The sequence below is a fragment of the Streptomyces sp. NPDC047081 genome (assembly GCF_040643775.1).
GTDB lineage: Bacteria > Actinomycetota > Actinomycetes > Streptomycetales > Streptomycetaceae > Streptomyces.
In genome coordinates, this window is the sequence record NZ_JBEYUY010000002.1 from 82,558 (window position 1) to 107,099 (window position 24,542).

Below are 24,542 nucleotides of genomic sequence, written 5' to 3' on the forward strand. Positions count from 1 at the left end.
ATCCCATGGCTGAAGTTCTCGTCTACGTCGATCACGTGGACGGTGCCGTCCGCAAGCCCACCCTGGAGCTGCTGACCCTGGCCCGCCGCATCGGCGAGCCGGTCGCCGTCGCGCTGGGCAACGGCGCCGGTGACACCGCCGCCGCGCTGGCCGAGCACGGCGCGGCCCGGGTCCTCACGCACGAGGCCGCCGAGTACGCCGACTACCTGGTCGTCCCGAAGGTCGACGCCCTGCAGGCCGCCGTCGAGCAGGTGTCCCCGGCCGCCGTCCTCGTGCCGTCCTCCGCGGAGGGCAAGGAGATCGCCGCCCGCCTCGCGCTGCGCATCGGCTCCGGCATCATCACCGACGCCGTCGACCTGGAAGCCGGCGACGAGGGCCCGGTCGCGACCCAGTCGGTGTTCGCCGCCTCCTTCACCACCAAGACCCGGGTCTCCCGGGGCACCCCGGTCATCACCGTCAAGCCCAACAGCGCCGCCGTCGAGGCCGCCCCGGCCGCCGGCACCGTCGAGGCCCTGACCGTCTCCTTCTCGCAGCAGGCGACCGGCACGAAGGTCACCGCCCGTACCCCGCGCGAGTCGACCGGGCGTCCCGAGCTGACCGAGGCCGCGATCGTGGTCTCCGGCGGCCGCGGCGTCAACGGCTCCGAGAACTTCGCCATCATCGAGGCCCTCGCCGACTCCCTCGGCGCGGCCGTCGGCGCCTCCCGGGCCGCGGTGGACGCGGGCTGGTACCCGCACACCAACCAGGTCGGCCAGACCGGCAAGTCCGTGTCGCCGCAGCTGTACATCGCCAACGGCATCTCCGGCGCCATCCAGCACCGCGCCGGCATGCAGACCTCCAAGACCATCGTCGCGGTCAACAAGGACGCCGAGGCCCCGATCTTCGACCTCGTCGACTACGGCGTCGTCGGCGACCTCTTCGACGTCGTCCCCCAGCTCACCGAGGAGATCAACACCCGCAAGGGCTGATCGCTCCAGGGCTGTACGAGGCCCCCGTGACCGCGCGAACGGTCACGGGGGCCTCGGCTCATCCCAGGCGCAACGAGACCTGCACGGGGAAGTGGTCGCTGGGGTACTGGCCGTTCAGGGAGTACGTGTCGATCGACGCCCGATCGACCGTGACGCCGGGCGAGACGAAGATCCAGTCGATGCGGTCGCCGTTCGGCTGCGGTGGGCGGTATCTGGAGTGGAAGGTCCCGTAGAGCGGGCCGCGCCGGGCCGCCGCGTCCCAGGCGTCGATGAGGCCGGTGCCGACCATGGTGTCGTAGGCGGGGTCGCGATGGGCGTAGGCGTTGAAGTCGCCCGTCACGACGACGGGCGACGAGCTGTCGAACCCGGCGATCCGCCGGACGATGAGGGCGGCGGCACGCTCGCGGGCGTACTGGCTCTCGTTGTCGAGATGGGTGTTGAGTACGTAGAACTCCCGCCCCAGGTCGCTCAGATCGCGGAACCGGACCCAGGTGGCCGTGCGCGGGGTGGCCCCGCCCCAAGTCTCCGAGCCGAGCAGCTGCGGGGTGTCCGAGAGCGCGAACGTGTCGTGCTCGACGGGGGACAGGCGTCGGGTGTCGTAGAAGAGAGCGGTGGACTCGTCGCCGCTGATCTGCTCGCGGCCGGTGCCGATCCACGCGAAGTGCGGGGCGAGATCGGACTCGATGTCGCGCAACTGCTGGTAGAGACCCTCCTGCGTACCGAAGACGTGCGGGGCCGCCCGGCGCAGCAGTCGGCTCATCACGGGGCGCCGGTCGGCCCAGCTGTTGGGTTCCTGGGTGCTGGCGTACCGGAGGTTGAACGTCATCACCTGCAGGGGAGGGGCCCGGTGTCCGGTGACCGGGGCGCGGCGGATCTGGGGCGTCGGTGCCGAGGCGGACGGCTGCGACGAGGCGGAGGTGGCGGCGGCGCTGGAGAGTGGCAGGGTGACCGTTGCGGCCAGTAACGCCTTCAGACCCAGTCGGCGGGCGACTCGGCGCTGCTTCGGCACGGGGCCTCCTCGGGTCGCACGGGCCCGACGGGCCGCGTGCTGGGGCGAGTTGTGCGTCGAGCGGTCTGATACCCGGTTGTGCGTGGGGCGTGAACATGCCCAGGTGGCGGGGTGGTCGGGCGTGGACATGGTGTTGACCATCGGGACGATGCGTGGATACCTTCATTCTACGGATTGTTGATTCCGTAGAGCGGAAAACAGGAGGGTGCGGGATGGGCCAGGGCCAGCAGGAGAGCGTCGCGACGAGCCTCGCGGGCGCCGTCAGCGAGGAGATCAGCGCCTCCCTCGCACCGGTCGACGCGGAGCTGGAGCGCCGCTACCCCGGGGACCCCGGCACCCGCCAGCCCGTCCACACGGTGTACGTCCCCGGTGACGTCTTCGCCGCCGACACCATCCGTTCCTGGGGCGACCAGGCCCTCGCCGCCCTCGACGAACACGCCCCGGACGCCGCCTCCTTCGCCGCGGTCCTCGGCCTCTCCGACGAACTCGCCGAGCCCGTCCACGCGCGCGTGCGGGCCAAGTTGGAGCGCGAGCCGATCGAGGACCTGCGCGTCGACTTCGAGGACGGCTACGGCCCCCGCCCGGACGCCGAGGAGGACGCGGCGGCGGCCCGTGCGGCGCGGCTGATCGCGGAGGCGTACGAGAACGGGACCGCGGCGCCGTACATGGGCATCCGTATGAAGTGCATGGAGGCGCCGGTCCGCGACCGGGGCATCCGCACCCTCGACATCTTCCTCACCGGTCTGATGGAGGCCGGCGGGCTGCCCGAGGGGCTGGTGCTGACGCTGCCCAAGGTGACGTATCCCGAGCAGGTCACCGCTATGGCGCGGCTCCTGGAGGAGTTCGAGAAGGCGCGCGGGCTGGAGGCCGGCCGCATCGGGTTCGAGATCCAGATCGAGACCAGCCAGTCGATCCTCGCCACCGACGGCACCGCGACCGTCGCCCGGATGATCCAGGCCGCCGAGGGCCGCGCCACCGGACTGCACTACGGCACCTTCGACTACAGCGCCTGCCTCGGCGTCTCCGCCGCCTACCAGGCCAGCGACCACCCGGCCGCCGACCACGCCAAGGCGATCATGCAGGTCGCGGCGGCGGGCACGGGCGTACGGGTCTCGGACGGCTCGACCAACGTGCTGCCGGTCGGGCCGACGGAGAAGGTCCACGACGCGTGGCGCCTGCACTACGGCCTCACCCGCCGAGCGCTCGCCCGCGCCTACTACCAGGGCTGGGACATGCACCCCGGCCACATCCCCACCCGGTACGCGGCCGTGTTCGCCTTCTACCGCGAGGGTTTCGAGCAGGCCGCGGACCGACTCGCCCGGTACGCCAACCGGGCAGGCGGCGACGTCATGGACGAGCCTGCCACCGCCAAGGCCCTGAGCGGCTATCTGCTGCGCGGCCTGGACTGCGGCGCCCTCGACATCGCCGAGGTCGCGCGGGTGACCGGGCTGACCAGGGCCGACCTGGAGGGCTTCGCCTCGCCGCGGCGGGGTGACCTGACGGCGTCCGCCAAGTAGCGGACCTGTCACAGCACTCACCAGCGGCTGGCGCTGTCACACCCGCCACGTAGTCTGTACGGCACGCATTGGTGTGTCACAGGAACGGGGCAGGCAGCGGTGGCTTCGGGGGAATCCTCAGGCGGAAACGGCCAGGCGGACGGCACCGGCCGGCTGCTGGCAGGGCGCTATCGCGTCCTGTCCCAGCTCGGCCGCGGCGGCATGGGCGTCGTCTGGAGAGCCGTCGACGAGGTCCTCGGCCGCGAGGTCGCCGTCAAGGAACTGCGCACCTACAGCGACGCCGACGGGCCCGAACTGGCCGATCTGCGCGTACGGATGCAGCGCGAGGCCCGGGCGGCGGCCCGGGTGCGCCACCCCGGAGTCGTCGCCGTGCACGACATCGGGGAGGTCGACGGCCGCCCACTGATCGTCATGGAGCTGGTCGACGGGCCGTCCCTGGACGACGTGTTGCGCGAGCGCGGACCACTCGACCCGCGTGAGGTGGCCGGCATCGGTGCCAAGGTCATGGACGCGCTGGCCGCCGCCCACCGGGCCGGTGTGCTGCACCGCGACGTGAAGCCCGGCAACATCCTGCTCGAACGCTCCGGCCGGGTGGTCCTCACCGACTTCGGCATCGCCACGATGGAGGATCCGGACGACGGTTCGGAGACGCATCTGACGCGCACCGGCGCGCTCGTCGGCTCCCTGGACTACCTGGCGCCCGAGCGGGCCCAGGGCGGCGACCCGGGCCCTGCCTCGGACATCTGGGCCCTGGGCGCCACGCTGTACGCGGCGGTGGAAGGCTCCTCGCCCTTCCGCCGTACGTCGACGTACTCCACGCTCACGGCGATCATCGGCGAGCCCCTCCCGGAGCCTCAGCGCGCCGGCGCCCTCGGCCCGGTCCTCCAACAGCTCATGGACAAGCGGCCGGAAGCCCGCCCGGAGGCCGAAGAGGCGGTGGCGCTGCTCCAGTCGGTCGCGGAATCGACGGGGACGGACACGGCGACCACCACGCTGCGGAGTGCCACGCCAGCTCGGCAGGAGACGGAACGCAGCATTCCGCTGGTGCCGGGACCGGCGGGGCCCGCTGCGGCCCAGGGTCCCGGCGGCCAGGACGCGACCGGCCCGGCCGCAGCTGCGGGTTACGGAGCCGCCCAGCCGCCAAGTCCCGCGGGCACGCCGGGATTCGGCCCTCCTGTACAGGGTGCCGGCCCCTTCGGCCGCCCTGCCCCACAGGGCTACGGCGCCCCCATACCCCCGGACCAGGCCCTCACCGGTCCCATGGCCACGACCTCCGACTCCCCCCGGCGCAACAAGGGCCGCGTCCTGCTGGCAGCCGTCGCCGTCGTCCTCGTCCTCGCGGGGGCCGGAACCGCCGTCGCCCTGCTGAACGACACCGGCGACGCCGAGGCCGGAGCCCAGCCCTCCGCCTCCGGCACGAGCGCCACGGCCACCTCCTCGGCGTCCGAGCGCGCCGATGCAGGTCACCCCAGCGGCTCCAAGTCCCCCGAGAAGGACGGCAAGAAGACCCCCTCCGCGAGCGCGACGCCCGGCGGGAAGGGCGGGACCGAGCCCAGCAGTGGCGCCTCCGAGTCCTCCCCGGCGCACTCCTCGGACGGTGGGACGACAGGCGGCGGTACCTCGGGCGGCACCACAGGCGGAAGTGACAGCGGCGGCTCTGGAAGCGGCGGTACGACGGGCGGAGGCGGCTCCACCAGCCCGGCCCCCGCCTGTACCTCGATAGGCGGCGGCAAGTACAACTGCACGGTCTGGCGGGAGGCCAAGTCCTACACCGCTTCCGGTACCGAGGTCGGAGTCCTCGGCGCGGGCACCAACTACTTCTTCTGCCAGCAGAACCTGGGCCGCCGCGAGACCTACGGCCAGTGGACCAACGTCTGGTGGGCCAAGACCGACGACGACAGCGGCAACACGAACGTCTACGTCAGCGACGTCTACATCAAGGGCGGGGACAACGACGAACCGATCCCGGGACTCCCGGTCTGCTGACCCCTTACGAAAGACCTGCTACGAAAGTCCCGCTACGAACCGCTCCAGGCCGGACTCCGTCACCAGCTTCTCCTCCGCGAACAGCCGCGTGCCGCGCTCGCACAGCCGCCGGTCGGCCCGTGCCCGTGCGCAGAACTCCTCCGGAGTGACCCCGAACAGCTCCCTCAACCGGGGTGATCCGAGGAGGAGTTCGGTGAGCAGCTCCCGCTGGCCCGGGTGCGAGCGGGGAGCGCCGGTGCCGTCGTGCAGGACCCCGCGCCGGTTGACGTACACGAACACGCCCGGCAGCACCGCCCCGTCCGCCGACTCGATCCGTACGTCGGCCGAAGGCAGCCAGGCACGCCGGTAGTTGCCCTCGGCCAACGGCACGCCCTCGCTCGCGTCGATCACCGCGAGCTGCTCGTCGTCGAGCCACGTCACGAACAACTCCCGTACCGTGCCCGGCGATTCGAACGGTGACGCCGACACGTACCCGAGGCGGCTGACATGCGCGGAGACGCCGATGTCGATGCCGGTCACGCGGGTGCGCACCATCGGGATCGGCGAGAGGATCCCGAACTCGGCCATCTTGTGCCGCAGTTGGCCCGGGCAGGCGTTGGAGCCGACGGCGAGGACGGGGGTGCGGTTCTCGTGGACCAGCCGGTCGAGGGGCAACAGCCGGTCCCCGTCGAGCAGCCCCGACTCGGCCGGCCACACGCCCGGATAGAGCAGCGGACGATCACGCGGAGCCTCGGCCAGCCCCAGCGCTTCCAGCGTGCGGTCGTCCGGCGGCCCTGTCGGAGCGGCCTGCGGCGTGGAGTCGTCCAGGTCGTCCAGCGGTCCCATTGGGGCGGCCTGCCGCGTGTGGTCGTCCAGCGGCCCCGTCGCAGCAGCCTGCCCTGTCCAGTCCGCCGGCGGCTCCATCGGCGGCTGCAGAGCGCCGTCCTCCACCGGCCCCAGCGGGACCTCCAGCCCGCGCTCTCTCGGCGGCCCGGTCGGCGTGGTCTGTGGTGTGCGGTTCTCCGGCGGCTTCATACGCGGCTCAGTCCGTCGGCGGGAGTTCGCCCGAGCCGCGGGTGATCAGGCGGGTCGGGAGTTCGATGCGCTCCGGGGTGATCAGGTCGCCGTCGAGCTGGCGGAAGAGCCGCTCGGCGGCGGTACGGCCGAGCGCCGCCGCGTCCTGCGCCACCACCGTCACGCCGGGCTGCAGCAGGTCCGCGAGCTCGATGTCGTCGAAGCCGACGAAGGCGATACGGCGGCTCTGCTCGGCCAGCACCCGCACCACGGTGACCGTCACACGGTTGTTGCCCGCGAAGATCGCCGTCACCGGGTCCGTCCCGGTGAGCATCTCCTCGGCCGCCCGGCGCACCCGCTGCGGATCCGTGACGCCGAGGGACATCCAGGAGTCCTCGACCGGAATGTCGGCGTCCTCCATCGCGGCCCGGTAGCCGCGCAGTCGCTCGGCGGCCGTGTGGATGCGGGGCATGTCGCCGATGAAGCCGATCCTGCGGTGACCGTGGGCGATGAGGTGGGCGACCCCGTCGCGGGCACCGCCGAAGTTGTCCGACAACACCACGTCGGCGTCGATCTGCCCGGCCGGACGGTCCACGAAGACCGTGGCGACGCCCGCCTTGATCTCCGGCTCCAGATAGCGGTGGTCGTCGCCGGCCGGAATCACCACGAGCCCGTCCACCCGTCGCGCGCACAGCGCGAGCGCCAACTCCTGCTCGCGGTCCGGGTCCTCGGCGCTGGAGCCGTTGATCAGCAGCGCCCCGTGGGCCCGGGCCACCTCCTCGACCGCGCGGCTGAGGGGGCCGTAGAACGGGTCGGCGAGGTCCTCCAGGACCAGGCCGATGCTCGCGGTGCGGCCCTTGCGCAGCACGCGCGCGCTGTCGTTGCGCCGGAAGCCCAGCGCGTCGATCGCCTCCTGGACGCGGCGCTCGGTCTCCGGGGTGACGCCCGGCTCGCCGTTGACCACGCGGGAGACGGTCTTCAGACCGACTCCGGCGCGCGCGGCCACGTCCTTCATGGTCGGACGATTGCCGTATCTGGCTCCGGAAGGGCAGTCTGTACGGCGGGCGGTCTCGGGCACGATGCGCTGTCCTGTCTCGTCTCGTCCACGGGGATGCGTCGGACCATGAGTTTGTATGAGGATGTGGCGTCGAGCATAGAGCCTGGACAACGTTGTCATATGCGAGAGAGACTGTCCACCGCAATCTCCGGCCTGCGCCCCCACCGCGAGACCGGCCCGCACTTCTCCGTAGTTGAAGGGGGAACTTCCCCCTGGTCGACGGAGAACCGATGGTTTCGGGAGATCCGACACTGATGCACACCGACCTCGTGGCCGCGCTCGACATCGGCGGCACCAAGATCGCCGGCGCCCTGGTGGACGGGCACGGCCAGATCCTGGTGCGCGCGCAGCGCGCGACGCCCGCGCAGGAGGACGGCGACACCGTGATGGGCGCCGTGGAGGGGGTCCTCGGCGAACTGACCGCCTCGCCCCTGTGGGGACGGGCCACGGCCCTCGGCATCGGCAGCGCCGGCCCGGTGGACGCGTCCGCCGGCACGGTGAGCCCGGTGAACGTGCCGGGCTGGCGCGACTACCCGCTCGTGCGACGGGTCCGCGAGGCGGCCGGTGGCCTGCCGGTCGAGCTGATCGGCGACGGCGTGGCCATCACCGCGGCCGAGCACTGGCAGGGCGCGGCCCGCGGTCACGACAACGCGCTGTGCATGGTGGTCTCCACGGGCGTCGGCGGCGGCCTGGTCCTGAACGGCCAGCTCCACCCCGGCCCCACCGGCAACTCCGGCCACATCGGCCACATCAGCGTCGACCTCGACGGCGACCTGTGCCCGTGCGGCTCGCGCGGCTGCGTGGAACGCATCGCGAGCGGGCCCAACATCGCCCGCCGCGCCGTCGAGAACGGCTGGCAGCCCGGCCCCGACGGCGATACGTCCGCCGCCGCGGTCGCCGCCGCCGCCCGCGCCGGCGACCCGGTCGCCGTGGCCTCCTTCGAGCGGGCCGCCCAGGCGCTGGCCGCCGGCATCGCCGCCACCGCGACCCTGGTCGAGATCGACATCGCGGTGATCGGCGGGGGAGTGGGCAACGCGGGGGAGGTCCTGTTCACGCCGCTGCGCAAGGCCCTCGGCGACTACGCGACCCTCTCGTTCGTGCAGCGCCTGGTGATCGCGCCGGCCCAGATGGGCACGGACGCGGGCCTGGTGGGTGCCGCCGCGGCCGCGCTCGCCAAGCGGGCGGACGCGGCGGCGGTCTGAGGGGCGCTCGGCGCGCTGTTGGGGCCTTGCGGAGGCCCAGCAGCAGGAACGTTCAGGCAGGCTGCTGAGCCCCCGGGGCGCGGGCTCAGCAGCTCAGCTGCGCGTCCGCCCAGTCCGCGTGGTCCGAGTCGATGCCGTCGCCGCCGTCGGTGACGACGAGCCGGACCACCTGGGCGCCGGTCACGTCCGCGGTCAGCGGCTGGGCCGGCATCGCGTTGGTGAGCACGCCGGTCGAGGCGACCTTGATGCCGTCGGCCCAGATCTCGAAGGCGACGGTGCCCTTCGCGCCCTTCTCGTCGTCGACCCCGACGTCCGCGGTGACCTTCTCGCACGCCTTGCCGGTGTAGTACTCGACGGCGCTCTCCGCATGGACGCCGAGCCCCTTCGTGTACACGACGCCGCCGATGGTGATCGGATGCCCGTCGCCCGCTGCGCTCTCGCCGTTGCTGGTGTTGCGCTCGACCGGGCCGTAGCCGTTGGTCGCCGACAGCCAGGGAAGGTCGCCGAGCCCGGACGTGCCGGAGGGCGGCGGTGCGACCACGGACGCCGTCAGGGGCAGCGCGCTGTCGACGCGGGTTCCTGTCGGTGAGCGGTAACTCGCCCGGAGCGTCAGGTCGTACGACCCTGTCGGCGTCCCCTCCGGAGCGGTGACCGACCAACTGGTGCGCAGGGAGCGGCCGGTCGGGAGGGCCTTGGTGGTGGGGCGCGAAGTGGCCTTCACCGTCCAGCCGTCGGGTCCGGTGAGGCCGACGGACACGTGCTCGGCCGGCGTGCGGCCGAGGTCGGTGACGGTGGATGTCAGCGTGGCGGCCTTGCCGGCCTCGACCAACGGGCTGCCGTCCAGGCCGAGTTCGACGGCCGGCGGGTGCGTGGCCCACTTGCGGTCGGCGGAGACCCGTACGAGGACCGTGCCGTGGGCCGGGACGGTCGCCGCGATGGTGCCGGCGGTGTTGTAGCTGCGGTGCTGCCACAGGTCGCGCAGGGTGTAGGCGCGGGCCTCGGGCAGGCCGACGGCGGTGGCGGTGGTGGAGATGTGCTGGGCGGTGCCGGTCTCGTTGAAGAGGGCCACCGCGCGGCTGCCGTCCTTCATCTCCTTGGCCACGACCCAGCGTCCGCCCTCGGACGAGACGACCGTGCCCTGCTTGCCCAGCGGGTCCTGGTCGACGGCGATGACCTCCTTGTTGTCCAGGATGTCGAAGGTCGCCTGGGAGGCCTTGCGCAGGTCGGAGCCGATGAGCAGCGGGGCGGCCATGACCGACCACATGGAGAAGTGCGAGCGGTACTCGGTGTCGGTCATGCCGCCGTTGCCGACCTCCAGCATGTCGGGGTCGTTCCAGTGGCCGGGTCCGGCGTACGGGGCGAGCGGGAGGTTCTTCTTCAGGATGCCCAGCATGGAGCCCCAGTTGTCGCTGATGTCACCGGTCGTGCGCCACAAGTGGCCTACGTCCGCGGCCCATTCCCAGGGATTGTTCTGACCCCATTCGCAAATGCTGTACACGATGGGCCGTCCGGTCGCCTTGAGGGCGTCGCGCATGGTCGTGTAGCGCAACTTGGCGTCTACACCTTGGTTATTGCAGTTGTCGTACTTGAGGTAGTCGACACCCCAGTCCGCGAACTGCTGGGCGTCGCTGTACTCATGGCCCAGGGCGCCCGGGAAACCGGCGCTGTTGCACGTCTTGGTGCCCGCGCTGGTGTAGATGCCGAGCTTGAGTCCCTTGGAGTGCACGTAGTCGGCGACCGCCTTGATCCCGTTCGGGAAGCGGACCGGATCCGGTACGAGTTTCCCGTCGGCGTCGCGGCTCGGCAGGGCCCAGCAGTCGTCGAGGTTGACGTACTGGTAGCCGGCGTCCTTGAGGCCTTTCTCGACGAAGAGTTCGGCGATTCCCTTGACCATGGACTCGTTGAACTCGGCACGGCAGTGCGTGGAGTTCCAGTTGTTGAAGCCCATCGGAGGGGTGAGGGCGAGGCCGTCGGCCAGGGTGGGCGAGGCGGGCTCGGCGGCGGGTGCCGCGACGGCCGGGACGGTCAGTCCGGCCGCGGCGAGGAGTCCCGCGGCGATCCCTCCGACCACTCTTCGTCGGGTTGTGCGGGTGTGAAGGTGACGCATCGTTACGTTCCTCCGAACACGCGAAAGGTTGGATGACGTCATGTCCCCGTCATCGCTGCGCGTTTACGGTAGGACGTGTCTGACTGTGTTGGAAGAGATGGGGTAACGGTTGTTCGATATCCCGTCAGAACCCTTGACGCCGAGGCCACATGGAGGTGAGATCCAAGCCACGCGTTCGGTTGTGTTGGGTGGCACTCCTGGAGGGGCACATGGCACAGTCATCGGTCCAGCGGATTGGTCCAGCCCAAGTATGGGCAGGTCATCGGATGTCCCGGCGGAATCTCTTGCGTGGTGCGGCCCTTGGTGTCGGCGCGGTCACGCTGCCCGCCCTGCTCTCGGCGTGCGGTGAGGGCCCCGGCGGCGACAAGAAGGAGGTGTCCGTAGGCTCCAACGCCTCGGACGCCGTACCGAAGAAGGCGTACGCGGCGGCCTTCCAGGCGTACGAGAAGAAGTCCGGGAAGAAGGTGAAGGTCAACACCAAGGACCACAACGACTTCCAGGAGAACATCAACCGCTATCTGCAGGGCACACCCGACGACGTCTTCATGTGGTTCGCGGGATATCGCATGCAGTACTTCGCGGAGAAGGGCCTGCTGACCGAGATCGGCGATGTCTGGAGCGGCTTCTCGGGATTCTCGGACGCCCTCAAGGCGCAGTCCACGCACGACGGCAAGCAGTACTTCGTGCCGTACTACTACTATCCGTGGGCCGTCTTCCACCGTAAGAGCCTGTTCCAGCAGAAGGGCTATCAACAGCCCGAGAAATGGGACGATTTCATCGCCCTCGCCAAGCAGATGCAGAAGGACGGAAATCCGGTCGCCTTCTGCGACAAGGACGGCTGGCCGGCGATGGGCACCTTCGACTACATCAATCTGCGGCTGAACGGATACGACTTCCACAAGTCCCTCATGGCGGGCGAGGAGTCGTGGACCGACACCAAGGTGAAGAACGTCTTCGACACCTGGCGCGAACTCATGCCGTACTACCAGAAGGGCGCCCTCGGCCGGACCTGGGAGGAGGCCGGCCAGAGCCTCCAGAAGCGCCAGACCGGCATGGCGGTCTTCGGCATGCCGCACCCCGGCACCCAGTTCCCGGCCGACGAACGCGACGACATCGACTTCTTCGCCTTCCCCGAGATCGACCCGCAGTGGGGCCAGGACGCGGTCGAGGCGCCCATCGACGGGTTCCTCGTCGCGAAGAAGTCCAAGAACGTCAGCGGCGCCAAAGAGCTGCTGAAGTGGCTCGGCAAGCCCGAGGCCGAGAACACCTACCTCAAGTACGACCCGAACAACGTGGCCGTCAACGACGGCGCCGACACGTCCTCGTACAGCGCCCTGCAGAAGAAGTCCGCGCAGCTCGTGTCGGGCGCCAAGCAGATCTCGCAGTTCCTCGACCGCGACACCCGGCCCGACTTCGCCTCGACGGTGATGATCCAGTCCATCCAGGACTTCATCGGCAACCCGAAGGACGTCGACGGGCTGTGCAACAGCATCGAGCGGCAGAAGAAGACCATCTTCTCGCAGCCCGTCGGCTGATCACTGGCCGGTCACTGTCCGTCGGCTGATCACTGGGGGGAATCGTTCCGTGGCGCTCACCTTCCCGCGGCGCGCCGGAGGACGGCGGCGGCTGAGGCGGTTCACCCGCCGCGACGCCGTCGTCCTCGGCCTGCTGCTCGGCGTCCCGATCCTGGTCGACATCGTCATCGTCTGGGGCCCGACGCTCGCCTCGATCGGGCTGTCCTTCACCGCCTGGGACGGCATCGGCGACATCCACTGGGTCGGCCTGGCCAACTACAAGAACCTCGCCGACAACTACCCGCCGTTCTGGCCGGCGGTCCGCCACAACATCATGTGGCTGCTCTTCCTCGGCCTGGTCGCCACGCCCTTCGGCCTGTTCCTGGCCGTCCTGATCGACCGGGGCGTCCGCTTCAGCCGCTTCTACCAGTCCGTCCTCTACATGCCGGTCGTGCTCTCGCTCGCCATCGTCGGCTTCATCGCCCAGCTGATCCTCGGCACCGACCAGGGCGTGGTCAACACGGTCCTGAACAACCACGACGACCCGATCGACTGGCTGGGCGACTCCCACCTCAACCTCTGGATGATCATGATCGCGGCGGGCTGGCGGCACGTCGGCTACGTGATGATCCTCTACCTCGCCGGACTGAAGTCCGTCGACCCGGAGTTGAAGGAGGCCGCGGCGATCGACGGCGCCAACGAGCGCCAGACCTTCTTCCGCGTCGTCTTCCCGACCATGCGCCCGGTCAACGTCATCGTCGGCGTCATCACGGTGATCGAGGCCCTGCGCGCCTTCGACATCGTCTACGCCGTCAACAAGGGCCGCAACGGCCTGGAACTCCTCTCCGTCCTCATCACCGACAACATCATCGGCGAGGCCAGCCGCATCGGCTTCGGCTCCGCGATCGCGGTCGTCCTGCTCGTCGTATCGCTCGGATTCATCGTGACGTTCCTGGTCCAAGAGCTGCGAGGTGCCCGCGACCGATGACGGCAGACATCCGCACCACGGCACCCGTGCACCGCGCGGCCGCCCCACCCGCCCGGCCATCGAAGTCCCGCCCCCGGCACGGTCGTTGGGGAGTGCACGTCTTCCTCACGGCCGTCTCGCTGCTCTTCCTCGCGCCCCTCCTGCTGGCCGTCTACGCCAGCCTGCGCCCCTACGACGACACGGCGCAGCACGGCTACCTCTCCTGGCCGAGGCACCTCTCCCTCGACTACTACCGCCGGGCCTACACCGAGTCCGGCATGGGCAAGTACTTCACCAACACCCTGCTGATCGCCGTCCCGGCGGTGATCGTCACGCTCTTCCTGGCCGCGTTCGTCGCCTTCGCCGTCTCCCGCCTGAAACTGCGCGGCGGCCTGGTCCTGCTGATGTTCTTCACGGCGGGCAACCTGCTGCCCCAACAGGTGCTCGTGACGCCCCTGTACGTCCTGTTCAACAAGATCCCGCTGCCCTGGTGGATGTCCGACTCGCTGACGATGTACGACTCCTACTGGGCCGTGATCCTCGTCAACATCGGCTTCCAGATGGGCTTCTGCGTCTTCGTCCTCGCCAACTTCATGCGCACCCTGCCCCAGGAGATCCTGGAGGCGGCGATCGTCGACGGCGCGGGCGTGTGGACCCAGTTCTGGCGCATCACCCTGCCCCTGTGCCGCCCCGCCCTGGCGGCCCTGGCCACCCTCGAATTCACCTGGATCTACAACGACTTCCTCTGGGCCCTGATCTTCATCTCCAACCCCGACAAGCTGCCGATCACGTCATCCCTGAACAACCTCCGGGGCCAGTTCTTCACGGACTACAACCTGCTGGCAGCCGGGTCCGTCCTGGTGGCACTCCCGACGATCCTCGTCTTCCTGCTCCTGCAACGGCACTTCATCGCGGGACTGACCCTGGGGTCGACGAAGGGGTGACCACCATCAGCCGGCCATGAACCGCCGAGCGAGACTCCGAAGCCGGGCCGCGGCCTGCCGTACCTGGTCCTCGGGAACGTGCACGCCGGGTGCGCCGCCCAGGCGGTCGAGCTGCTCCGCCTGGCGCAGGTGCTCCCGGGCGGCGTGTTCGCGGCAGGGAAGGCAGGTCACGCTCTCCGGACGGCGGGAGGTCATCGCGTACGGCACCTCCAGGCCGCACCCCGAGGTGACGACCGTCGGCGAGTCGCCCACCAGGTCGAAAGTGCGGGCCAGCATGCCGCGCACGGCGGCGTTGTCGAGCAGCATCCTCGCATCGACGTGGATGTGCCCGTCGGTGCCGTCCATCCGCCCTCCCCGCGTCGGCCTTCCCGCCGAGCAGGATAGGCATGCGTGACCCCGGGCGGGGTGCGGCAGTTGAACCGGGCATGAAGAAGCGCAGCATGCTTGCCATCGCCTCCCTCGCCACCGGGTTCGTCGTCGCGGCCATCACCCCCTCGCACGGGGGCGACCACCAGACGCTCGGTGACCACCAGACCCTCGGCGATCTCAGCGTCGACGACACCGTCGGCACGGTTGCCGACACCGTCGGCGAAGGCAGTCTCTCGGACGCCGGGAAGGTCCTCGGGCAGAACGACTGACCCCGGCCGAGGGCCGGGAAAGCGGCGCCGGTGCACCCTGCTCCAAGGGGCACCGGCGCCGCCCCATGTGCGCCCTCAACTGGGGCTGGTTTCCGTGGCAGGGTGGAGCGGGCAAGCCTCAGGGGGCCAACATAAGAGGGGGAGTCCGTGATCGTCTGGATCAACGGCGCGTTCGGTGCGGGCAAGACCACCACCGCACGGGAACTGATCGAGCTGATCCCGAACAGCACGCTCTTCGACCCCGAGGTCGTCGGCGGGACGCTGGCACACCTGCTGCCGGCCAAGCACCTCGCCGAGGTCGGCGACTACCAGGACCTGCCGATCTGGCGGCGGCTCGTGATCGACACCGCGGCCGCCATGCTCGCCGAGCTCGGCGGAACCCTGGTGGTCCCCATGACCCTGCTGCGCCAGGAGTACCGCGACGAGATCTTCGGCGGCCTCGCCGCCCGCCGGATCAGCGTCCGGCACCTCCTCCTCGCCCCGGCCGAAACGATCCTGCGGGAGCGAATAGCCGGCCGGGAGGTCCCGCCCGACCTCCCCGACGGTGAGATGCGGGTACGGCAGTGGTCGTACGACCACATCGAGCCGTACCGCGCGGCCCTCGCCTCCTGGCTCACCGCGGACGCGCATCCCGTCGACAACAGCGCCCTCACCCCGTACGAGACCGCCGTCCGCATCGCCGAGGCCGTCGCCACCGGCGAGGTGCCCGCGTGCGACATCGTGCAGACGCCCGAGCCGACCGCCGAGACCATCGCGGCCGGCGTCCTGCTCTTCGACGAACAGGACCGGGTCCTGCTGGTGGACCCCACGTACAAGGCCGGGTGGGAGTTCCCCGGGGGCGTCGTCGAGCCCGGCGAGGCGCCCGCGCGTGCCGGGATGCGCGAGGTCGTGGAGGAGACCGGCATCCACCTCGTCGACGTACCGCGCCTCCTGGTCGTCGACTGGGAGGCACCGCGCCCGCCGGGATACGGCGGCCTGCGCCTCCTCTTCGACGGCGGCCGCCTCGACTCCGCCGAGGCCGACCGCCTGATGCTGCCCGGCCCCGAACTGCGCGACTGGCGCTTCGCGACCGAGGAGGAGGCCGCGGACCTGCTCCCACCGGTGCGCTACGAACGGCTCCGCTGGGCACTACGGGCCCGGGAACGCGGCGCGGCGCTCTACCTGGAGGCGGGCATCCCGGCGCCGTAGTCCCAGATCTCGTACGGCGGCACAGCCAGCCTGCTCTCCACCTGGAACCGTCCGCTGAACTCGTCCATCGCGGCGGCCGTCCGCGCATGCCGTGAGATGACGTCGGCGGCGGCCACCGGGATGCCCTCCGGCCGGGCGCCGTAGGCGCAGGCGCGGATGAAGGCGGAGCGTTCCTCGCCGCGGTGGCCGTACAACTCCGTGACCAGCCAGAGAACGAGGTAGAGGGACGTGTACGCGCGGTCGTAGGGGCGATGGCGGTCGAAGAACTCGCGCTCGGGTGGGGCAAGTTGGAAGCGTGCGGAGAGGGAGAGGCCGTAGTCGGTGAGGTAGAGGCGGCGGCCGTCGGTGAGGATGTTCCCGAAGTGGGCGTCCATGTGGAGGAGTTCGCGGGTGCGGAGGAAGGAGGTGGCGGCCTCCAGCCCCTCTTCCACGAGGCGGCAGGCGTTGTGCGCGTCGCCCGCGGCGAGTTGGGCGCGGAGCCAGTCGTGGAGGGTGTGCGGGATGTACTCCAGGAACAGCGCGAGGCTCGCGGTGGCCGTCCGCAGGGCCTCGAGGTGCCGACGTAACCCTGGATCGCCGCCCCAGTAGTCGACGGCCCTTTCCACGTCCGCCAGTTGGGGCGGGAGGAGGTTCTCGGGCTCGGCCAGGACTCGCCAGTGATGCAGCAGCGGGAAGCCCGAAAACGCGTCCGCCAGTACCCAGTTGGTGGTCATCTCGTGCGCGGCCAGCTCCCGCCAGGCGCCGAAGCCCGGGCTGGGGACGGTGCCGATGCCGTAGTGGCAGTACGGGGGTGTGCCGAAGAGGTTCGCGGTGGAGCGGTGGTTCTCCGGGTGCCGCTCGATGTCGGTGAGCGGCACCCGTTTCACGAAGACCCGGACACCGTCGACGTCGATCAACGTCGCCCGCCCACCGACCCCATGCCCGGCCGGCACACCGGCCGTCACCAGAGCGCCGAGCTCTTGGTCGCTGAGCCGGGCGAGGGTGGTGGCGGCGGTGGTGTGGCGGGTGAGGCGGGGGTCTCGGGGCACGATCTCCATCTTCAATCCGAGGCTCGATATGTGTCCGCCGAACTCCGGATCGCAGCCGAGGCCTTTCCGATCACCGGGTCGCCGTGGCCGAAGCAGGCCACGTCCGTGTCGAGTTCGGCCAGCCGGTGGAAGGAGGCGATGGCCTGGGGGCGGTCGAGGTTGAAGACGCCGAGCAGCACCTTGCCGTCCACCGGTGAGGCCGCGACGGTGTCACCGGTGAACAGGACGCCGTGGGCCGGGAGATGGAGGGCGATGCTGCCGTCCGTGTGGCCAGGGACGTGGATCACTTGGGCTCCGCCGCCGAAGTCGAGGGTGTCGCCGTCGGAGAGGTCGGTGACCGCTGGCGGGTGTAACCAGTTGCCCTGCGGCAGGAGTTGGGAGGCCTTGGCGTACAAGGGGCGTTCCCAGTCCTCGAACACCGGTGGTGGCGGTGGGAGTTCGCTCCGGACGACGGGGGCGTCCGCGTGGTGGGCGAGCACCTCCGGTTCGCCGGTCAGCTCCGCGAGTTCGGCCGCTCCACCCGCGTGGTCCTCGTGGAAATGGGTCAGCACGATGCGTCGTACCGTCCCGAAGGACCCCGCCACGGCGGCGCTGGCCGCGCCCGAGCCCGGCGGACCCGCGTCGATCAGCGTCAGCGCCTTCCCGTCGCGCCAGAGATAGGCCTGACCGACCGGGAAGCGGAGGAGGTGGAGGCGATGGGGGAGCAGTTCTACGACGTCCATGCAGGCGACCGTAGAAGGGCCCCCGCCCGCAGACGAGGGCCCTCTGCTCACGGCAGAAGCGGTCAGCTCGCCGCGTAGTTGCGCAGGAAGAGCGCCTCCGTCACCGACAGGCGTTCCAGTTCCTCGGGGGAGACGCTCTCGTCGATCGCGTGGATCTGGGCCTCCGGCTCGCTCAGGCCGATCAGGAGGATCTCGGCCTGCGGGTAGAGGGAGGCGAGGGTGTTGCAGAGGGGGATCGAGCCGCCCTGGCCGGCGTACTGCATCTCCTGGCCGGGGTAGGCGACCGACATGGCCTCGGCCATCGCCGCGTACGCCGGGCTGGTCGTGTCCGCGCTGAACGCCTGGCCCTGGCCGACCTGTTCGATGCTCACCCGGGCACCCCACGGCGTGTGCGCCTCGAGGTGGGCCTGCAGGAGCTTGGTCGCCTCGGTGGCGTCGACGCCCGGCGGCACCCGCAGGCTGACCGTGGCGCGGGCGCCGGCCTGCACGGACGGGGTCGCGCCGACGACCGGCGGGCAGTCGATGCCGAGGACGGTGACGGCCGGGCGGGCCCAGATGCGGTCGGCGACCGTGCCCGAGCCGATCAGCTCGACACCGTCCAGCACCTTGGCGTCCCGCCGGAACTGCTGCTCGTCGTACTGCAGACCCTCCCACCGCGATCCGGAGGTCAGCCCGTCGACCGTCGTCGAGCCGTCCTCCGCGCGCAGCGAGTCGAGTACGCGGATCAGCGCGGCCAGCGCGTCGGGCGCCGCGCCGCCGAACTGGCCGGAGTGCAGGTTGCCTTCGAGCGTGTCGATGCGGATACGCAGCATCGTCATGCCGCGCAGGGTCGTGGTGACCGTCGGCAGGCCCACGCGGAAGTTGCCCGCGTCGCCGATGACGATCGTGTCGGCGGTGAGCAGGTCGGGGTGCTCCTCGGCGTACCGCTCCAGGCCGCCCGTGCCCATCTCCTCCGAACCCTCGGCGATGAACTTGACGTGCACCGGCACGCCACCGTTCGCCTTGAGGGCCCGCAGCGCGAGCAGGTGCATGATCACGCCGCCCTTGCAGTCGGCGGCACCGCGCGCGTACCAGCGCCCGTCACGCTCGGTCAGCTCGAACGGCGGCGTGGTCCACGCGGCCTCGTCCAGCGGCGGCTGCACGTCGTAGTGGGCGTAGAGCAGGACGGTCTTCGCGCCCTCGGGGCCGGGCAGGCAGCCGTAGACGGACTGGGTGCCGTCGGGGGTGTCGAGCAGCGCCACGTCCTGGAAGCCCTCGGCGGTGAGCGCGTCGGCGACCCAGTTCGCGGCGCCCTCGCTCTCGCTCCTCGGGAACTGGTCGAAGTCCGCCACCGACTTGAAGGCGACGAGCTCGGCGAGCTCGTCCCGTGCTCGCGGCATCAGCGAGGCGACGGTCTCGGCGACCGGATTCGACGACATGGGCACGCTCCTCGTGGGTGCGACGTTGTACGAGTGGATATCGGGATCCTCCCACAGTGGCCTGCGGCGACGTCGGTCGTAGGATGCGGGGGACAGTGCGGCAGCGGTTTGATCGGGAGCAGCAGACCATCGTGAGCAGCGAGAACTCTTCGGCGGACGAGCCTTCGGCGGACGGCGGGCGGGACGACGAGCAGCGGGTGTGGGACGTCGTCGTGGTCGGCGCGGGACCCGCGGGGGCCTCGGCCGCCTATGCGGCGGCGGTCGCGGGACGGCGCGTACTGCTGCTGGAGAAGGCCGAGCTGCCGCGCTACAAGACCTGCGGCGGCGGCATCATCGGTCCCTCGCGCGACTCCCTGCCGCCCGGCTTCGAGCTGCCCTTCCGGGACCGGGTGCACGCGGTCACGTTCTCCAACAACGGCCGCTTCACCCGTACCCGCCGCTCCAAGCAGATGCTGTTCGGGCTGATCAACCGGCCCGAGTTCGACCAGCAGCTGGTCGAGCACGCGCAGAAGGCGGGCGCCGAGCTGCGTACGGGCGTCACCGTGCAGCGCGTCGAGCAGCACGGCTCGGCGGTGCCGGACCGTCGTTCGGTGGCCGTGGTCCTCCAGGGCGGCGAGACGCTGCTCGCCCGGGCCGTGGTCGGCGCGGACGGCAGCGCGAGCCGGATAGGAGCACACGTCGGGGTGAAGCTCGACCAGGTCGACCTCGGCCTGGAGGCGGAGATCCCGGTGCCGGAGACGGTCGCCGACGACTGGCAGGGGCGGGTGCTCATCGACTGGGGCCCGATTCCCGGCAGTTACGGCTGGGTGTTCCCGAAGGGCGACACGCTCACGGTCGGTGTGATCTCGGCGCGCGGTGAAGGCGCGGCCACCAAGCGGTACTTGGAGGAGTTCATCGGGCGGCTCGGGCTCGCCGGCTTCGAACCGAGCATCTCCTCCGGGCACTTGACCCGCTGCCGCGCCGATGACTCGCCGCTCTCTCGCGGGCGGGTGCTGGTGTGCGGGGACGCGGCGGGACTGCTGGAGCCGTGGACCCGGGAGGGCATCTCGTTCGCGCTGCGCTCGGGGCGGCTCGCGGGGGAGTGGGCGGTCCGGATCGCCGAGGCGCACGACGCGGTGGACGCCCGCCGCCAGGCCCTGAACTACGCGTTCGCGATCAAGGCGGGCCTCGGCGTCGAGATGAGCGTCGGCCGACGGCTCCTGACGGTCTTCGAGCGCCGCCCCGGCCTGTTCCACGCGGCCCTGACCGGATTCCGGCCGGCGTGGAACGCGTTCAAGGGGATCACCCAGGGCGCCACGTCCCTCGGCGAGCTGGTCCGCACCCACCCGATGGCGCAGCGCGCGCTGACGGCCCTCGACCGGCGTCAGACGGACGCCGAGCCGGCCGCGACGGCGGAGGCGGCTCCCGCGACGGAGGGGGCCGGCTCCTGACGGGGGCGGGTGTCGAGATGTGAACGGGGCCGTGGGAGCGTGGCGACGCCGTCGTCGGTGACGGCGATGCCCTTCAGCGGTGGCGGGGCGCGGTCGGGCGACGCCGATGATGCTTGTCGGTGGTGGCGGGCGCGGCGGGCCGACGTCGGTGATACCCCTCTGTGCCGACGGGGCGTGGCGAGCCGCTACCGGTGACGCCGACGGTGGGTGACCGCGACGCCGTCAGCCGCTGACCGTGATGCGGAACACCGGGTGGTCGGGGGCGATGCGGCGCAGCTCGGCGTCGGGGGAGTCCGGGCCGACGCCCTTGAAGAAGACGCCCACCTCGGCCTTCCAGCGCTTGAGGTACGCCCGCAGCAGCGGGACCTTGTCGTCGTCGGCGACCTCGGTCGCGGTGAACACCTCGACGCTCTTGCCCAGCCGCAGCTCACCGCCGCCGGCCGCGCGCATGTTGTGCGTCCACTGGACGTGACCGCGCGGGGCCAGCAGGTACTGCTCCCCGTCCACCGTCAGCAGGTTCACGGGCGTGGTCCGCCACTCGCCGCTCTTGCGGCCGCGGACCGCGAGGACCCGGGAGCCCCAGATGCTGATGCCGCGGCGGGTCATCCAGGCGACGGCGCGGTTGAAGACGTTGATGGTGAACCAGCCGGGCTTCTGGACGTGCGTGGACATGGGGACCCCCATCGGTTGGGACATCGGTTGGGACATCGGTTGGGACATCGGTTGGGACATCGGTTGAGATCTTCGCTTGAGAGAGCGCCGCTCGCTATTGTGAGCACTGCTCTCGCTTCGCTTGTTGAAGAGTCTGCACCAGATCGGTGATCCAAAGCAAGAGCACTGCTCTCTTTTTTGTGCGGTGCTCTAGATTGTGTGCACTGCTCTCGTTTCGTGGGACACTGAACCGCATGAGCAGCGCACACGGCGCCCGCGCCCGGGCCAGGATCGAAGTCACCGCGGCCATCAAGGAAGAGGCGAGCAGACAGCTCGCGGCCGAGGGTGCCGCAAAGCTCTCGCTGCGGGCCGTGGCACGCGAACTCGGCATGGCCTCCTCCGCCATCTACCGCTACTTCCCCAGCCGCGACGACCTGCTGACCGCCCTCATCATCGACGCGTACAACTCCCTGGGCGAGGCCGCCGAGGCGGTGCAGCACACCGCCACCGACCCGGTAAGCCGCTGGGTCACCGTGTGCGAGGCCGTACGCGCGTGGGCGCTCGCGCATCCGCACGAGTACGCGCTTATCTACGGCTCCCCGGTCCCCGGCTACAAGGCTCCCCAGACCACGGTCCCCGCCGCCAGCCGCGTCGGCTTGGTCCTGATCGGCATCGTCCGCGACGCCGTCAAGGGCCGAGGCGTGACCTTCCCTCCGCTCTCCGCCGAACTGCGCCCCGAGGCAGAACGCCTGGCCGCAGACATCGCCCCCGACCTGCCCCCGCAGGTGGCGGCGGCCCTGGTCGCGGCCTGGGCCCAGCTGTTCGGCCTGGTCGGCTTCGAACTGTTCGGCCAGTTCAACCGCGTGGTCGAGGACCGGGAACCGTTCTTCCGGCATGCGGTGGGGCAACTGGCCCGGGGAGTCGGGCTGAGGTAGGCGCGGTCGGCCGGCGTACTTCCCCGGGAGTACGCCTGATCACCCCGCCCGGCTGACGTCCACCAGCGCGGATGCCGTCTAGCGTGGCGGGCATGGACGAGCAGCGTGGGCGCGGGGGTGGGCCGCCGGAGTGGTGGTGGCACGGGCCGCCCTGGTTGCGGGGCCGGGGCGAGGAGGGGCGGGCAAGGCGGTGGCCGTGGCCGTCCACCGTCCTGCTCACCTTCTTCGTGCTCGGTGGCTCCAACTACGCCGCCCACCAGCAGCAAGGTGTGCGCGCCGACCTCGACGTGTTCGCGCGTGTGCTGCTGGTCGTCGGTTCGGGGCTGCTGCTGTGGCGGAAGCGGTATCCGGTGTTCGTCGCGTTCGGTACGGCGGCCGCCGCGATGGTCTATCTCGGTGCCGGTTATCCGTACGGGCCGGTCTTCTTCCCCGTCGCCGTGGCCTGCTTCGGCGCCATCGTCGCGGGGCACCGGCGGGCCGCCTGGGCCGCGATGGGCATGCTCTGGGCCGGGCATGTGCTGGTGGCGCACTGGCTGTACCGGTGGCTGCCGCCGACCGGGGACGCGGAGATGCCCTGGGGGCAGGAGGTCGTGGTCGCCGCCTGGGTGGTGGCGATCACCGCGGTGGCCGAACTGACCCGGACCCGCCGTGAGCAGTGGGCCCGGGAGCGGGCCGAGCGGGCGCAGGCGGCCCGGCGGCGGGCGGACGAGGAGCGGCTGCGGATCGCCCGCGAACTGCACGACGTCCTAGCCCACAGCATCTCGGTGATCAACGTCCAGGCGGGCGTGGGCCTCGCCCTCCTCGACTCCGACCCCGAACAGGCCCGCACCGCGCTCACCACCATCAAGGCCGCCAGCAAGGAGGCCCTCGGCGAGGTCCGGCAGGTCCTGGACACCCTGCGCACGCCCGGGGACGCCCCGCGCGCGCCGGCACCCGGCCTCGACCGTTTGCCGGAGCTGGTGCAGCAGGCGGCGAGCGCCGGACTGACGGTGGCGGTCGAGGGGGAGCCGCCCCGGCTCGCGCCCGGCACGGACCTCGCCGCGTTCCGGATCGTCCAGGAGGCGCTCACCAACGTCGTACGGCACTCCGGGTCGCGCCACGCGCGCGTGCACGTCGAGCACGACTCACGCGCCCTGCGGCTGCGGATCGACGACGACGGGCCCGCGACCGGCGCGGACGCGGGCGGCAGCGGCAACGGCCTGGCCGGAATGCGGGAGCGGGCCGCCGCCCTGGGTGGCACGATCGAGGCTGGCCCGCGTCCCGCCGGGGGCTTCCAGGTGCTCGCCGTACTGCCGCTCAAGGGCAAGGAGGACGACCGGTGATCCGCGTACTGCTCGCCGACGACCAGTCACTGGTGCGGGCCGGCTTCAAGGCACTGCTCGACGCGCAGCCGGACATCGAGGTGGCCGGGGAGGCAGCCGACGGCGAGGAGGCGCTGGGCAAGGTGCGCGAACTGCGCCCCGACGTGGTCCTGATGGACATCCGCATGCCCGCGCTGGACGGGCTCGCCGCGACCCGCCGGATCACCGACGACGAGGCACTGCAGGGAGTCAAGGTGGTCATGCTCACCACCTTCGAACTCGACGAGTACGTCTTCGAGGCGATCCGCGCGGGCGCCTCCGGCTTCCTGGTCAAGGACACCGAGCCGGACGAACTCCTGCGCGCCGTAAGGGCGGTGGTCGAAGGGGACGCTCTGCTCTCGCCCGGTGTGACGCGGCGCCTGATCGCCGAGTTCGCCGCCCGTTCCAAGGAGCCCGCGGCCGAGGGCGCTCTCGCCGAACTCACCGAGCGGGAACGGGAGGTGATGGCCCTGGTCGGCATCGGCCTGTCCAACGAGGAGATCGCCCGCCGCCTGGTCGTCAGCCCGCTCACCGCGAAGACCCACGTCAGCCGCACGATGGTCAAGCTGGGCGCCCGGGACCGGGCCCAACTGGTCGTCCTCGCCTACGAGTCGGGGTTGGTGCGGCCGGGCTGGCTGGGCTGAGGCCCCCGCCGGAAGCGCACCAGGACGCTGACGACCCGGACGACGAACAGGACGGGCGCGAGCGCCAGCCCCGTACGCAGCAACACACCTTCCACGGTGTCCGGCAGATCGAAGAGCAGCGCCGGCCCGGCCACCGCCCCGAACACGACCGCCGCCGCGAACACCGCGCTGACCAGTGCGTAACCGACCTCGACGACCAGCGCGTCCTGCTCGGCCTTGTGCCGCCGTCCCCCGTACCCGTCCATGCCACCAGTCTCACGGCCGTGTGCCCGGCGGGGCAAGCA

The 24,542-nt window shown here is 71.0% G+C and carries 22 protein-coding genes and 1 pseudogene; 13 read left to right on the forward strand and 10 right to left on the reverse strand.

Annotation, left to right across the window (positions count from 1 at the left end; genetic code table 11):
- Positions 1-5: 5 nt before the first annotated feature.
- Positions 6-968: an electron transfer flavoprotein subunit alpha/FixB family protein gene (locus ABZ848_RS03525; protein ID WP_360824576.1), complete on the forward strand. Its 963-nt coding sequence runs from the start codon at positions 6-8 to the stop codon at positions 966-968.
- Positions 969-1,026: 58 nt separating this feature from the next.
- Here the strand turns inward: ABZ848_RS03525 and ABZ848_RS03530 are convergent, their stop codons facing one another.
- Complete coding sequence (locus ABZ848_RS03530) at positions 1,027-1,977, reverse strand: endonuclease/exonuclease/phosphatase family protein (protein ID WP_360824579.1); 951 nt, start codon at positions 1,975-1,977, stop codon at positions 1,027-1,029.
- Positions 1,978-2,189: 212 nt separating this feature from the next.
- On the opposite strand from ABZ848_RS03530, the gene ABZ848_RS03535 reads away from it, so the two are divergent.
- Entirely contained in the window at positions 2,190-3,494 is a 1,305-nt protein-coding gene (locus ABZ848_RS03535; protein WP_360824582.1) for an aldolase/citrate lyase family protein, read from the forward strand.
- A gap of 99 nt (positions 3,495-3,593) precedes the next feature.
- On the forward strand, positions 3,594-5,480 hold the full coding sequence (locus ABZ848_RS03540; protein WP_360824585.1) for a protein kinase: 1,887 nt from the start codon (positions 3,594-3,596) through the stop codon (positions 5,478-5,480).
- Here ABZ848_RS03540 and ABZ848_RS03545 read toward each other — a convergent pair.
- Positions 5,426-6,305, reverse strand: a pseudogene (locus ABZ848_RS03545) (hypothetical protein). The gene ABZ848_RS03540 and the pseudogene ABZ848_RS03545 sit on opposite strands and share 55 nt — an antisense overlap.
- A 196-nt stretch (positions 6,306-6,501) precedes the next feature.
- Positions 6,502-7,488 carry a LacI family DNA-binding transcriptional regulator gene (locus ABZ848_RS03550; RefSeq protein WP_360824588.1) on the reverse strand — a complete coding sequence of 329 codons (987 nt, stop codon included), beginning with the start codon at positions 7,486-7,488 and terminating at the stop codon, positions 6,502-6,504.
- A gap of 296 nt (positions 7,489-7,784) precedes the next feature.
- On the opposite strand from ABZ848_RS03550, the gene ABZ848_RS03555 reads away from it, so the two are divergent.
- Entirely contained in the window at positions 7,785-8,732 is a 948-nt protein-coding gene (locus ABZ848_RS03555; RefSeq protein ID WP_360824591.1) for an ROK family protein, read from the forward strand.
- A gap of 85 nt (positions 8,733-8,817) precedes the next feature.
- Here the strand turns inward: ABZ848_RS03555 and ABZ848_RS03560 are convergent, their stop codons facing one another.
- On the reverse strand, positions 8,818-10,839 hold the full coding sequence (locus tag ABZ848_RS03560) for an NPCBM/NEW2 domain-containing protein (RefSeq protein ID WP_360824594.1): 2,022 nt from the start codon (positions 10,837-10,839) through the stop codon (positions 8,818-8,820).
- A gap of 266 nt (positions 10,840-11,105) precedes the next feature.
- Between ABZ848_RS03560 and ABZ848_RS03565 the strand changes: the two genes are divergently transcribed.
- Genes ABZ848_RS03565 through ABZ848_RS03575 form a run of 3 tightly spaced genes read left to right on the forward strand, consistent with a single transcriptional unit; the run spans position 11,106 to position 14,264 of the window.
- Positions 11,106-12,374, forward strand: coding sequence for an ABC transporter substrate-binding protein (locus ABZ848_RS03565; protein ID WP_360824597.1), 1,269 nt, complete (start codon positions 11,106-11,108; stop codon positions 12,372-12,374).
- Positions 12,375-12,423: 49 nt separating this feature from the next.
- Positions 12,424-13,341, forward strand: coding sequence for a sugar ABC transporter permease (locus tag ABZ848_RS03570; protein WP_360824600.1), 918 nt, complete (start codon positions 12,424-12,426; stop codon positions 13,339-13,341).
- Positions 13,338-14,264, forward strand: coding sequence for a carbohydrate ABC transporter permease (locus ABZ848_RS03575; RefSeq protein ID WP_360824603.1), 927 nt, complete (start codon positions 13,338-13,340; stop codon positions 14,262-14,264). Before ABZ848_RS03570 ends, ABZ848_RS03575 begins: the two co-directional genes overlap by 4 nt.
- A gap of 6 nt (positions 14,265-14,270) precedes the next feature.
- Here the strand turns inward: ABZ848_RS03575 and ABZ848_RS03580 are convergent, their stop codons facing one another.
- Positions 14,271-14,609 carry a hypothetical protein gene (locus ABZ848_RS03580; RefSeq protein WP_360824606.1) on the reverse strand — a complete coding sequence of 113 codons (339 nt, stop codon included), beginning with the start codon at positions 14,607-14,609 and terminating at the stop codon, positions 14,271-14,273.
- 80 nt (positions 14,610-14,689) lie between these two features.
- On the opposite strand from ABZ848_RS03580, the gene ABZ848_RS03585 reads away from it, so the two are divergent.
- Both ABZ848_RS03585 and ABZ848_RS03590 read left to right on the forward strand, forming a co-directional pair.
- On the forward strand, positions 14,690-14,902 hold the full coding sequence (locus ABZ848_RS03585; RefSeq protein ID WP_360824608.1) for a hypothetical protein: 213 nt from the start codon (positions 14,690-14,692) through the stop codon (positions 14,900-14,902).
- A 147-nt stretch (positions 14,903-15,049) separates the two neighbouring features.
- On the forward strand, positions 15,050-16,090 hold the full coding sequence (locus tag ABZ848_RS03590) for an NUDIX domain-containing protein (RefSeq protein ID WP_360824611.1): 1,041 nt from the start codon (positions 15,050-15,052) through the stop codon (positions 16,088-16,090).
- Here ABZ848_RS03590 and ABZ848_RS03595 read toward each other — a convergent pair.
- From ABZ848_RS03595 to ABZ848_RS03605, 3 genes are all read right to left on the reverse strand, one after another.
- Entirely contained in the window at positions 16,060-17,118 is a 1,059-nt protein-coding gene (locus ABZ848_RS03595; RefSeq protein WP_360824614.1) for a protein kinase family protein, read from the reverse strand. The genes ABZ848_RS03590 and ABZ848_RS03595 overlap by 31 nt on opposite strands.
- An 11-nt stretch (positions 17,119-17,129) precedes the next feature.
- Positions 17,130-17,840, reverse strand: a complete 711-nt coding sequence (locus ABZ848_RS03600; protein ID WP_360824617.1) for an MBL fold metallo-hydrolase — start codon at positions 17,838-17,840, stop codon at positions 17,130-17,132.
- Positions 17,841-17,902: 62 nt separating this feature from the next.
- Positions 17,903-19,258, reverse strand: a complete 1,356-nt coding sequence (locus ABZ848_RS03605; RefSeq protein ID WP_360824620.1) for a dipeptidase — start codon at positions 19,256-19,258, stop codon at positions 17,903-17,905.
- A 131-nt stretch (positions 19,259-19,389) separates the two neighbouring features.
- Between ABZ848_RS03605 and ABZ848_RS03610 the strand changes: the two genes are divergently transcribed.
- Complete coding sequence (locus ABZ848_RS03610; protein ID WP_360824623.1) at positions 19,390-20,688, forward strand: geranylgeranyl reductase family protein; 1,299 nt, start codon at positions 19,390-19,392, stop codon at positions 20,686-20,688.
- A 222-nt stretch (positions 20,689-20,910) separates the two neighbouring features.
- Here the strand turns inward: ABZ848_RS03610 and ABZ848_RS03615 are convergent, their stop codons facing one another.
- Positions 20,911-21,360, reverse strand: coding sequence for a nitroreductase family deazaflavin-dependent oxidoreductase (locus ABZ848_RS03615; protein ID WP_360824626.1), 450 nt, complete (start codon positions 21,358-21,360; stop codon positions 20,911-20,913).
- Positions 21,361-21,593: 233 nt separating this feature from the next.
- On the opposite strand from ABZ848_RS03615, the gene ABZ848_RS03620 reads away from it, so the two are divergent.
- The 3 genes from ABZ848_RS03620 (at position 21,594) to ABZ848_RS03630 (ending at position 24,258) form a co-directional block, all read left to right on the forward strand.
- Complete coding sequence (locus ABZ848_RS03620; RefSeq protein ID WP_360824629.1) at positions 21,594-22,274, forward strand: TetR/AcrR family transcriptional regulator; 681 nt, start codon at positions 21,594-21,596, stop codon at positions 22,272-22,274.
- A gap of 92 nt (positions 22,275-22,366) precedes the next feature.
- Complete coding sequence (locus tag ABZ848_RS03625; protein WP_360824632.1) at positions 22,367-23,596, forward strand: sensor histidine kinase; 1,230 nt, start codon at positions 22,367-22,369, stop codon at positions 23,594-23,596.
- Positions 23,593-24,258 (forward strand): response regulator transcription factor, encoded by a 666-nt coding sequence (locus ABZ848_RS03630; protein ID WP_360824635.1) that lies wholly within the window; start codon positions 23,593-23,595, stop codon positions 24,256-24,258. Before ABZ848_RS03625 ends, ABZ848_RS03630 begins: the two co-directional genes overlap by 4 nt.
- On the opposite strand, the gene ABZ848_RS03635 is transcribed toward ABZ848_RS03630, so the two are convergent.
- The gene (locus ABZ848_RS03635; RefSeq protein WP_360824638.1) at positions 24,219-24,503 is read right to left on the reverse strand and encodes a DUF6332 family protein; all 285 of its coding nucleotides are present in this window, start codon (positions 24,501-24,503) and stop codon (positions 24,219-24,221) included. The genes ABZ848_RS03630 and ABZ848_RS03635 overlap by 40 nt on opposite strands.
- Between the last annotated feature and the right edge of the window lie 39 nt (positions 24,504-24,542).

Coding starts and splice junctions, on each gene's coding strand:
- ABZ848_RS03525 (WP_360824576.1), top strand. CDS start 6: ATGGCTGAAGTTCTCGTCTACGTCGATCACGTGGACGGTGCCGTCCGC.
- ABZ848_RS03535 (WP_360824582.1), top strand. CDS start 2,190: ATGGGCCAGGGCCAGCAGGAGAGCGTCGCGACGAGCCTCGCGGGCGCC.
- ABZ848_RS03550 (WP_360824588.1), bottom strand. CDS start 7,488: ATGAAGGACGTGGCCGCGCGCGCCGGAGTCGGTCTGAAGACCGTCTCC.
- ABZ848_RS03555 (WP_360824591.1), top strand. CDS start 7,785: ATGCACACCGACCTCGTGGCCGCGCTCGACATCGGCGGCACCAAGATC.
- ABZ848_RS03560 (WP_360824594.1), bottom strand. CDS start 10,839: ATGCGTCACCTTCACACCCGCACAACCCGACGAAGAGTGGTCGGAGGG.
- ABZ848_RS03565 (WP_360824597.1), top strand. CDS start 11,106: ATGTCCCGGCGGAATCTCTTGCGTGGTGCGGCCCTTGGTGTCGGCGCG.
- ABZ848_RS03575 (WP_360824603.1), top strand. CDS start 13,338: ATGACGGCAGACATCCGCACCACGGCACCCGTGCACCGCGCGGCCGCC.
- ABZ848_RS03580 (WP_360824606.1), bottom strand. CDS start 14,609: ATGGACGGCACCGACGGGCACATCCACGTCGATGCGAGGATGCTGCTC.
- ABZ848_RS03585 (WP_360824608.1), top strand. CDS start 14,690: ATGAAGAAGCGCAGCATGCTTGCCATCGCCTCCCTCGCCACCGGGTTC.
- ABZ848_RS03600 (WP_360824617.1), bottom strand. CDS start 17,840: ATGGACGTCGTAGAACTGCTCCCCCATCGCCTCCACCTCCTCCGCTTC.
- ABZ848_RS03605 (WP_360824620.1), bottom strand. CDS start 19,258: ATGTCGTCGAATCCGGTCGCCGAGACCGTCGCCTCGCTGATGCCGCGA.
- ABZ848_RS03615 (WP_360824626.1), bottom strand. CDS start 21,360: ATGTCCACGCACGTCCAGAAGCCCGGCTGGTTCACCATCAACGTCTTC.
- ABZ848_RS03620 (WP_360824629.1), top strand. CDS start 21,594: ATGAGCAGCGCACACGGCGCCCGCGCCCGGGCCAGGATCGAAGTCACC.
- ABZ848_RS03625 (WP_360824632.1), top strand. CDS start 22,367: ATGGACGAGCAGCGTGGGCGCGGGGGTGGGCCGCCGGAGTGGTGGTGG.
- ABZ848_RS03635 (WP_360824638.1), bottom strand. CDS start 24,503: ATGGACGGGTACGGGGGACGGCGGCACAAGGCCGAGCAGGACGCGCTG.